An 8,485-nucleotide genomic window follows, 5' to 3' on the forward strand; every position below is an offset into this window, starting at 1 on the left:
CCCTGTGCACAGGGCATCGGGTGCTCCCCGCAGCGAAATCAAGGAGGAGGCCGCAGGCCGGGGGACATTCGCGGAGGGGAGTACCCGGTGGCCTGTGCACGCGCCACGAACGCTTCCGCATTTGGATTTCCCGCCTCGCAATTCCAGAAATGAAGGTACGGACATGACCGACCATTACGACAAGCTAGAAATCCGCGACCCCGCCGAACGCGAGCGCGACCTGCTCGCCGCATTGCCGAAGCACATCGCGCAGGCCCAGACCGCCGCGCCCGCGTTCGCCAAGATCCTCGATGGCGTGAAGCCCGCCGACATCACCACGCGCGAGGCGCTCGCCAAGCTGCCCGTCACGCGCAAGGCCGAACTGCTCGAACTGCAGAAGCAGCGCCGCGCCGACGACCCCTTCGGCGGCTTTTCCGCCATCGGCCGCGGTGCCCGCATGCCGCGCGTGTTCGCGAGCCCCGGCACCATCTACGAGCCCGAGGGCGAGGCGCGCGACTACTGGCGCACGGCGCGCGCGCTGCATGCCGCGGGCTTTCGCGGCGGCGAGCTCATCCACAACAGCTTCAGCTACCACATGACGCCCGCCGGCTCCATCATGGAAAGCGGCGCGCGCGCCCTGGGCTGCACCGTGTTCGCGGGCGGCACCGGCCAGACCGAGCAGCAGCTCGAAGCCATGGCCGACCTGAAGCCCGAGGGCTATGCGGGCACGCCGAGCTTCCTCAAGATCCTGTTGGAGAAAGCCGAGGAGAAAGGCCTGAAGCTGCCCTCGCTCACCAAGGCGCTGGTGTCGGGCGAAGCCTTTCCGCCGAGCCTGCACGACTGGATCGCCGCGCATGGCGTGCAGGGCACCCAGTGCTACGCCACGGCCGACCTGGGCCTGGTCGCCTACGAGACCAGCGCGCGCGAAGGCCTCGTGCTCGATGAAGGCGTGCTGGTCGAGATCGTGCGGCCCGGCACCGGCGACCCGGTGCCCGACGGCGAGGTCGGCGAGATCGTCGTGACCACCTTCAACCCCGACTATCCGCTGGTGCGCTTTGGCACCGGCGATCTTTCCGCCGTGCTCGCGGGCACCTGCCCCACCGGCCGCACCAACAAGCGCATCAAGGGCTGGCTCGGCCGCGCCGACCAGACCACCAAGGTGCGCGGCATGTTCGTGCACCCCTCGCAGGTGGCGGAGATCGCGCGCCGCTTTCCGGAAGTGCAGCGCGCGCGCCTCGTGGTCTCGGGCGAGATGGGCGACGACCAGATGACCTTCAGGCTCGAATGCGCAGCCGGTGCGCCGGCCGGGCTCGATGCGCGCATTGCCGATGCGGTGCGCGAGGTGACCAAGCTGCGCGGCACCATCGAGCTGGTGGCGCCGGGCACGCTGCCGAACGACGGCAAGGTGATCGAGGACGCGCGCAGCTACAAGTAGCGGCGGCCCCGGGCAGGCGCCGCGCGCGCTTCACCGCCCCATGCTCAATGGATCGCAGCCTCGTGCGCGAGCTCGARCATCGTCGTCATCTCGCGGATGAACGCGGGCAGGTCGCCGGGCCTGCGGCTCGTCACCAGGCCGCTGTCGACCACCACCTCCTTGTCGACCCACTTTGCGCCGGCGTTGTGCAGGTCGGCGCGCAGCGAAGGCCACGAGGTCATCCTGCGCCCCTGCACGCCGCCGGCATCGATGAGCGTCCAGGGCCCGTGGCAGATGGCCGCGATGGGCCTGCCCGACTCGACGAAGGCACGCACGAAGGCCACGGCCTTCTGGTTGATGCGCAGCGCGTCGGGGTTGGCGACGCCGCCGGGCAGCAGCAGCGCGTCGAAGTCGTCGGCATCGGCGTTCTTGAGCGGCACGTCGACCTCGAAGGTGTCGGCCGGCTCGAGCTGCTTCCAGGCGCGCACGCTGCCGTCGAGCGGCGAAACGATCTGCGTCTGTGCGCCGGCCAGCTCAAGCGCCTTGCGCGGCTCGGTCATCTCGGCCTGCTCGAAGCCGTCCGCCACGAGGATGGCAACCTTCATTCCGTCCAGTGAAGAAGAAGAGATGGTGGTGGGCATGGGTGAGTCACTCCTTGAAGGTGGTTCTTTTGATGGCAATGACACTTCACCCTAGGGCCCGGGCCCGCAGCGCGCATCGGCGCGCGCCGGGTCCGCCTGTCGGACGGTTCGACGGGCGGCAACCTTCTTTTACGGCGTGCTGCTGCTATTTGCGGCAGCTGGCCGGCAGCGCCTTTTCCTGGAGGCCGTCGCCGGCCACGCAGTTCCACGCGATGCCGTCCTCGGTGGCCGAGGGCTCCATGCGCAGCGTGCCCTTGGCCTTTGGAAGCACCGCCTCGACCACCATGGTGTCGGCGTCGAGCGTCAGCTCCGAGCCGCCGGGCAGGGTTTCGGGTGCGCCGGCCGCGGCCAGGGAATCGGGAATCTCTTCCTTCTGCTTGTAGTAGCTGCCGAGCGCTTCGCGCACCGGTGCGGCTTCGGACCAGGCCTGCGAAACGGCCGCGCGCGACTCGTATTGCTGATAGGCCGGCAGCGCCACCGCGGCCAGCACGCCGATGATGGCCACCACCACCAGAAGCGCCAGCGCGCCGCCGCCGGCTCGGCCGGCGTACGGCACGAAGACCGCGAGCAGGTAGGCCACCGGATTGCGGCTCGGCAGCTTCGCGCCCGGATCGATGGCGCGCGCCACGCGCTTGGTGAGCCAGGGGTAGCCGGCGATCAGTTCATGGAACGAGGCCCAGAAGCCGCTGTTGCCTACCGATTGGTCGGCGTAGCGCTGCAGGTCGACGTGGCGCCACTGCTGCGCGCCGGCGGCCAGCGCCACGAGCGCGCGGGGCGCGGAATCGGTCTGCGTGCAGCAGGCGGCGCCGTGCAGGTCGCAGGTGTATTCCTGGGCCCGCGAATAGGCGGCGCCGAGCAGCGGCAGCCACAGCACCGGGGCGCGCCAGATGTGGCCCGTGAGGTGGCCGCGCCGGATGTGGCCGAGCTCATGGCCGATGTAGAAGTTGATGCCGTCGGGCTGGGCTTCCATGGCGTCGACCACGTCGGACAGCAGCACCACGAAGTTGCGGCCGAAGAAGCGCGTGGCAAAGGCATTGAAGATGCCGTCGCCGTGCAGCAGGTAGGCCTCGGGCGGGTTCTGGATGCCCAGATGGCCGCAGCAGGCCAGGAACCGCGCATGCAGTTCCGGCAGCTGGGTGGGGGAGAGCTTCACGGCCGTGCCCTTGATCCAGGCGATGACGGCCGATTGCGCGAACACGTAGGCGATGAAGCCGAGCAGCACATAGACGAGCGCGATGCCCAGGGTGCCCAGGACCAGCAGCGCCCAGACCAGCAGGCCGAGCCCGAGCGTGATGTTGCCGAGCCAGCGCTCGCGCGGATAGACCCATGGATCCATTGGAATTTCCTCCTCGATGCGGCCCGAAGGCCTGCGGTGTTGTGGTTTTTCTTCGCGCCCCTCCAGGCGCGGCTTGCGAGCCGCATCATGCCCCAGGAAGGGGCGCATCTCGGCCCACCCCTAAGGGCTATTCGCTATTCGTCAGGTCATGGTCAGCCTTTATGATCGCGGCCATTTTTGAATTTCACCAACCGAGAGACACTCATGAAGAAACTGCTTGCACTCACGGCATTCGCCGCTGCTGCCGCCRGCGCCCATGCCCAGGATTTCCCCGCAGGCAAGACCGTCACGCTGGTGGTGCCTTTCTCCGCCGGCGGCCCGACCGACCGCGTGGCCCGCGACTTGGCCGAAGCCCTGCAAAAGACCCTGGGCACGACGATCGTGGTGGACAACACCGCGGGCGCCGGCAGCTCCATCGGTACCGCCAAGGTGGCCCGCGCGGCGCCGGACGGCTACACGCTGCTGCTCAACCACATCGGCATGTCGACGATGCCTGCGCTCTACCGCAAGCTGCCGTTCAACGTGGAGAACGACTTCGAATACCTCGGCATGGTCAATGAAGTGCCGATGACGCTCATCGGCAAGCCGACGCTGCCGGCCAACAACTACAAGGAGCTCACGGCCTGGATCGCGGCCAACAAGGGCAAGATCAACCTCGGCAATGCCGGCCTGGGCGCCGCCTCGCACCTGTGCGGCCTCTTGTTCCAGAGCGCGCTCAAGGTCGAGATGACGCCGGTTCCCTACAAGGGCACCGCGCCGGCCATCGCCGACCTGCTGGGCGGCCAGATCGACCTCCTGTGCGACCAGACCACCAACACCACCTCGCAGATCGAGGCCAAGAAGGTCAAGGCCTACGCCGTGACCACGAGCAAGCGCCTGACCACGCCGGCCCTGAAGGACCTGCCGACGCTCGCCGAATCGGGCCTGAAGGACTTCGAGGTCTCGATCTGGCACGGCGTGTACGCGCCCAAGGGCACGCCGGCACCGGTGCTGAAGAAGCTCAACGAAGCCATCAAGGCCGCCATGAAGGACCCGGGCTTCATCAAGCGCGAGGAAGCGCTGGGCGCCGTGATCACCACCGACAAGCGCACCGAGCCGGCCGAGCACAAGAAGTTCGTCTCGGCGGAAATTGCCAAGTGGGGCCCGATCATCAAGGCCGCCGGCGTGTACGCCGACTGATTTCCCCCGCGCTCAAAAAAAGAGCCGCCGGCCCTCGGGACCGGCGGCTTTTTTCATGGCGTGACAGCAGAAAAAATCAGGGCAGCGTGACCGTCCACACCTCGAAGTTCTTGCGCACGTCGACCTGGCGCGCCGTGCGGGCCGTGAAGCCGAAGGTGCTGATCGAGGAACCCTGGGCGTACTGCCAGCTGCTGTTGCCCGCCGGCACGCAGTGCGTGTCGCTCGCGCCCACCGGCTGGCAATAGACCATGGCCTTGCGCGCGGTGCTGCGCACGGTGACGGTTTCGCTGAAGCGCGCGCCGCCAGCGCCCGGCGCCCTGCCGAAGACGCTGAACGAGGTGGGCGCGAGCGCACCGGCCGGAACCGTCCAGCCGTCGAGGCCGCCGTCGGCGCTGAAGTCGACGTTGTTGGGCTCCGAAGGCGTGGGTGCCGCAAAGACGATGCCGCGCGGGCTGCCCAGGCTTTCCGCGAGCACCTGGGCACGCAGCGCGGGCGTGAGTTCCACCATGGGCGTCTGCACGGCTTCCGCGATGGTGGGCACGCGGGAGAAGGTGCGCACGTACTGCACCACGTTCGGCGTCGCGCCGTCGGCGTGGAAGAACTCGAGCTTCCACACCGACTGGTCGGCGATCTTGCCAAGCTCCTCGTCGGTGTACGCCGGCGTGGCAAAGAGGTTGGCGTTGTCGAAATCGCTCGGGCTGCCGGGCTGGGCCGGGTCCAGGTAGCGTGCGGACATGCGCCACACCCCCGAATTCAGGGCCGAACCGGCCGTGCCGTCCGGCGTGAGCACCAGCGAGTTGAGGCCGGCCTTGGGCACCAGCACCAGTTCCTTGCCGGGCAGCGATGCGGTGGTTGCCACCACCTTCGACAGCACCGGGTTGCCATTGCCGTCGCGCACGTTGTCGACCGAAACCGCGTAGCCGACCGAATGGAACACCAGGTTCTGGTGCTTCAGGTAGTCCTTCTTGTCGAGCTGGGGACGCACGAAGGCGCGGTAGGTGTTGCCGTTGCCGGTGAGCTTCAGCGCACCGTCCACGATCTTCGCGTTGAAGACGTCGTTGTCGGTGTTGCCCAGGACGTCGGTCCAGCGGTAGGTGAGAGCGATGTCGCCGTTCTTGTGGAAGTATTCGAAGTTGCCGCGGTCGTGCTTCAGGTTGGTGGGGCCGAAGCGGAACAGGCTTTCGAACGAGCGGCGCGCACCGCTGCTCACGCGGCCGATGGGCGCGCCGGCCGCCACGAAGCTGGCCGGATCGTCGTTCACGAACAGCGTGCGGCAGGCCGGCGCCACCACGTTGGCGGCGCTGCCGTAGGCATTGCCGTCGGCCTCGATGGGGCTGTCGACGCGCTGTGCGAGCGGCAGCGCATAGCAGGCGTTGATGCGATCGAGCAGCGCCTGCACCATGGCCGGCGTGGGCGGCTGCACCAGCGTTGCGGCATCGATGGCGGGCAGCGCCGCAATGGTGGCGTCGCCGCTGCGAAAGACGATGGACACCGGCGGGCTGTCGTCGCCGGCGGGCAGCGCCTTCACCGTGATCTCGATGTTGGATGCCGTGCCGTCGGGGCGCACCGACACGTTGAGCGCGTCGAGCACGCGGTCCTGGCCGGTGCCGTTGGCCTGGAACTCGCCGCTCATCGGGTCGATGCTCGCGTCGAGTGCGCTCAGCAGCGGCTGCAGCGCAGCCAGCAGCTTGGACACCTGGTCGCCGATCGATCCGGCCGTGACGGCGCCGGCGTCGGCCTGGATCGCGGCGGCCAGCTTGGCCGGATCGCCGTTGGGCGCGAGCTGCGCCACCACGATGGTGGTCAGCGGCGTCACGTTGGTGGTGCCGGTGGCGGTGCTGGCGGTGGTGCTGTAGAGGGTGAGGTCGTCGCGCACGGCCTGGATCACCAGCGGCGCCTTGGTGCCGGCGGGCAGCGAGCAGCTGTAGCTGCCTTCGGCCGTGGTGGTCACTTCGCAGACCTTGGCGCCGGTCTGGTCGAACACCGTGAGCACCGCGCCGGCCAGGGCTGCGCCGGTGGCGACGGTGCCGCTCAAGGTGGTGCCGGCCGCCGCGGGCGGGTCGCCGCCATTCGAGGCCGGCGGGATGAAGCCGAACCCGCCGCCGCCGCCACCTCCACCTCCTCCGCCGCACGCGCCAAGCAGCGCCAGAGTGACAACGGACAGCGCATGGGGAATCTTGCGGGTGAGAGAGGGCATCGGTGGGCTCTTCGAAGGGGTTTGAAAGCCCCGGACCATCCGGGGCCTGCAAACAATAGCTTTCACTTTTCCAAAAAAAATGATGCAAATGCATCATTCTTGAAATCCGCCCGGCGGGCCGCAGGATGGAATCACCTGAACATGGGATGCGCGCTGCGCGGGCGCGATGGAAAACTTCGGCGATGACCCGGCCTGCCGCCCTGCACGACTTCAGCGAGCTGCTGCTGCGGCTCTACCGGCTCTCGCACGAGCTGCCGATCGATGCCTTCCAGGATGCCGCGCTCGATCTCATCAAGCCGGTGCTGGCTTTCGACTCGTCGATGTGGGGCACCGCCACCCGCACCGACAGCGGCATCGACATCCACACCATCCACCTGCACAACCAGCCAGCGGAAATGCTGGCGGCCTACGAAGAGGTGAAGCACCTCGACACCGCCGCCGTGGAAGTGGGCAAGCGGCCGAAGTCGACGCTTTCATTCAATGCCAATGCCTGGTTCCACCGCAAGGACCAGGCGCAGCTGCGCGCATATGGCGAGCGCTTCGAGCAGTCCAACTTCTTCATCAGCTCGGACGTGCATCCGCAGACGAATTTCGTGCACTGGCTCAGCCTGTTCCGCTCGGACCCCGATGCGCACGGCACCGAACACGAGCGGCAGCTGCTCGCGAGCCTGGCGCCGCACGTGATGCAGGCGCTGGCGCTCAACCGCATCGTGCACCTCGACCGGCTCGAGGCCGGCGGCCAGGCGCCCGGCGGCTCCGCCATTGGCGACCTGCGCGGCGTGCTCTATCACGCCGACGGCCCCTTCGAGGCGACGATGAAGGCCGAGTGGCCGTCCTGGCACGGGCGGACCCTGCCCGATGCGCTGCTCGCGCACTTCCTCGGCCGCCATGCGCGCTACAGCGGCCGGGCGGTCGTGGTCACGCACCACGTGGAGCAGGGCCTGCTGTTCCTCAAGAGCCGCATCCGCTGCCTGGCCGACAGCCTGACGCCGCGCGAGCACACCATTGCCGAGCTGCTGGCCCGCGGCGACACGCACAAGGACATTGCGGCCATGCTGAACCGCTCGCCCGCCACCGTGCGCAACCACATCCAGTCGATCTATGACAAGCTGCAGGTGGGCAACGTGGCGGGCCTGATCCAGGAGCTGCGGCTCGCGGGCTGACCGGCCCGCGCCGGTTGCGGCCCCGCGGCCTCACTTCGGCCGGATCGCGTCGGCCGTGCCCTGGATGAAGGCCTTGATGCTCTCGATGTCCTCGCCCGAGAGCTTGCCCGTGAAGTCGGGCATGCCGCGCGCCATGGCMGGGCCCTTGAGGATGAACTTGTCSAGGTTCTCGATGTAGGCCGCATCCATGTAGCCGAGGTTCGGGATGTTGCCGCCGCGGTCCACGCCCGGCACGCCGTGGCAGAACACGCAGTTGCTCACATAGAGCATGGTGCCGGCCTGGACCTTGGCGGGGTCGTACTTCACGCCCTGCACCAGCTTGTCCATGCGGTACTGCACGAACTCGGGCATCTTCGCGCTGCCGCCCACGGCAAAGGTGTAGACCGTGCCCGGACCCTGCCGCTCGGTGGCGCGCTGCGCGAGGCCGTACACGCCGCCCCAGCCCACCGCGACCGACACGTACTGCTTGCCGTCCACCATGTAGGTGGTGGGCGCGGCCACCACGCCGGTGCCGGTGGCCGTTTCCCAGAGCTTCTCGCCGGTCTTCGCGTTGTAGGCTGTGACGTAGCCGCGCAC

The 8,485-nt window shown here is 68.3% G+C and carries 7 protein-coding genes; 3 read left to right on the forward strand and 4 right to left on the reverse strand.

What is annotated here, in order from left to right; genetic code table 11:
- The first annotated feature begins 163 nt into the window (after window positions 1–163).
- The gene (locus AC1DOC_RS09450; protein ID WP_478080176.1) at window positions 164–1,414 is read left to right on the forward strand and encodes a phenylacetate--CoA ligase family protein; all 1,251 of its coding nucleotides are present in this window, start codon (window positions 164–166) and stop codon (window positions 1,412–1,414) included.
- A gap of 44 nt (window positions 1,415–1,458) precedes the next feature.
- Here AC1DOC_RS09450 and AC1DOC_RS09455 read toward each other — a convergent pair whose 3' ends face one another.
- Together AC1DOC_RS09455 and AC1DOC_RS09460 are read right to left on the reverse strand one after the other, a co-directional pair.
- Window positions 1,459–2,034: a type 1 glutamine amidotransferase domain-containing protein gene (locus tag AC1DOC_RS09455; RefSeq protein WP_478129712.1), complete on the reverse strand. Its 576-nt coding sequence runs from the start codon at window positions 2,032–2,034 to the stop codon at window positions 1,459–1,461.
- A gap of 145 nt (window positions 2,035–2,179) precedes the next feature.
- Window positions 2,180–3,370 carry a M48 family metalloprotease gene (locus AC1DOC_RS09460; RefSeq protein WP_307593381.1) on the reverse strand — a complete coding sequence of 397 codons (1,191 nt, stop codon included), beginning with the start codon at window positions 3,368–3,370 and terminating at the stop codon, window positions 2,180–2,182.
- Between the two features lie 204 nt (window positions 3,371–3,574).
- Here AC1DOC_RS09460 and AC1DOC_RS09465 point away from each other — a divergent pair, with 204 nt between their 5' ends.
- Window positions 3,575–4,549: a tripartite tricarboxylate transporter substrate-binding protein gene (locus tag AC1DOC_RS09465; protein ID WP_478129713.1), complete on the forward strand. Its 975-nt coding sequence runs from the start codon at window positions 3,575–3,577 to the stop codon at window positions 4,547–4,549.
- Between the two features lie 76 nt (window positions 4,550–4,625).
- Here the strand turns inward: AC1DOC_RS09465 and AC1DOC_RS09470 are convergent, their stop codons facing one another.
- Entirely contained in the window at window positions 4,626–6,746 is a 2,121-nt protein-coding gene (locus AC1DOC_RS09470) for a carboxypeptidase-like regulatory domain-containing protein (protein WP_369663730.1), read from the reverse strand.
- A 182-nt stretch (window positions 6,747–6,928) separates the two neighbouring features.
- On the opposite strand from AC1DOC_RS09470, the gene AC1DOC_RS09475 reads away from it, so the two are divergent.
- Window positions 6,929–7,909 (forward strand): helix-turn-helix transcriptional regulator, encoded by a 981-nt coding sequence (locus AC1DOC_RS09475; RefSeq protein WP_369663731.1) that lies wholly within the window; start codon window positions 6,929–6,931, stop codon window positions 7,907–7,909.
- Between the two features lie 30 nt (window positions 7,910–7,939).
- On the opposite strand, the gene AC1DOC_RS09480 is transcribed toward AC1DOC_RS09475, so the two are convergent.
- A partial coding sequence (locus AC1DOC_RS09480; RefSeq protein WP_478129714.1) for a c-type cytochrome occupies window positions 7,940–8,485 on the reverse strand: 546 nt, incomplete at its 5' end.

The sequence above is a fragment of the Variovorax sp. 01T439_2 genome (assembly GCF_056398445.1).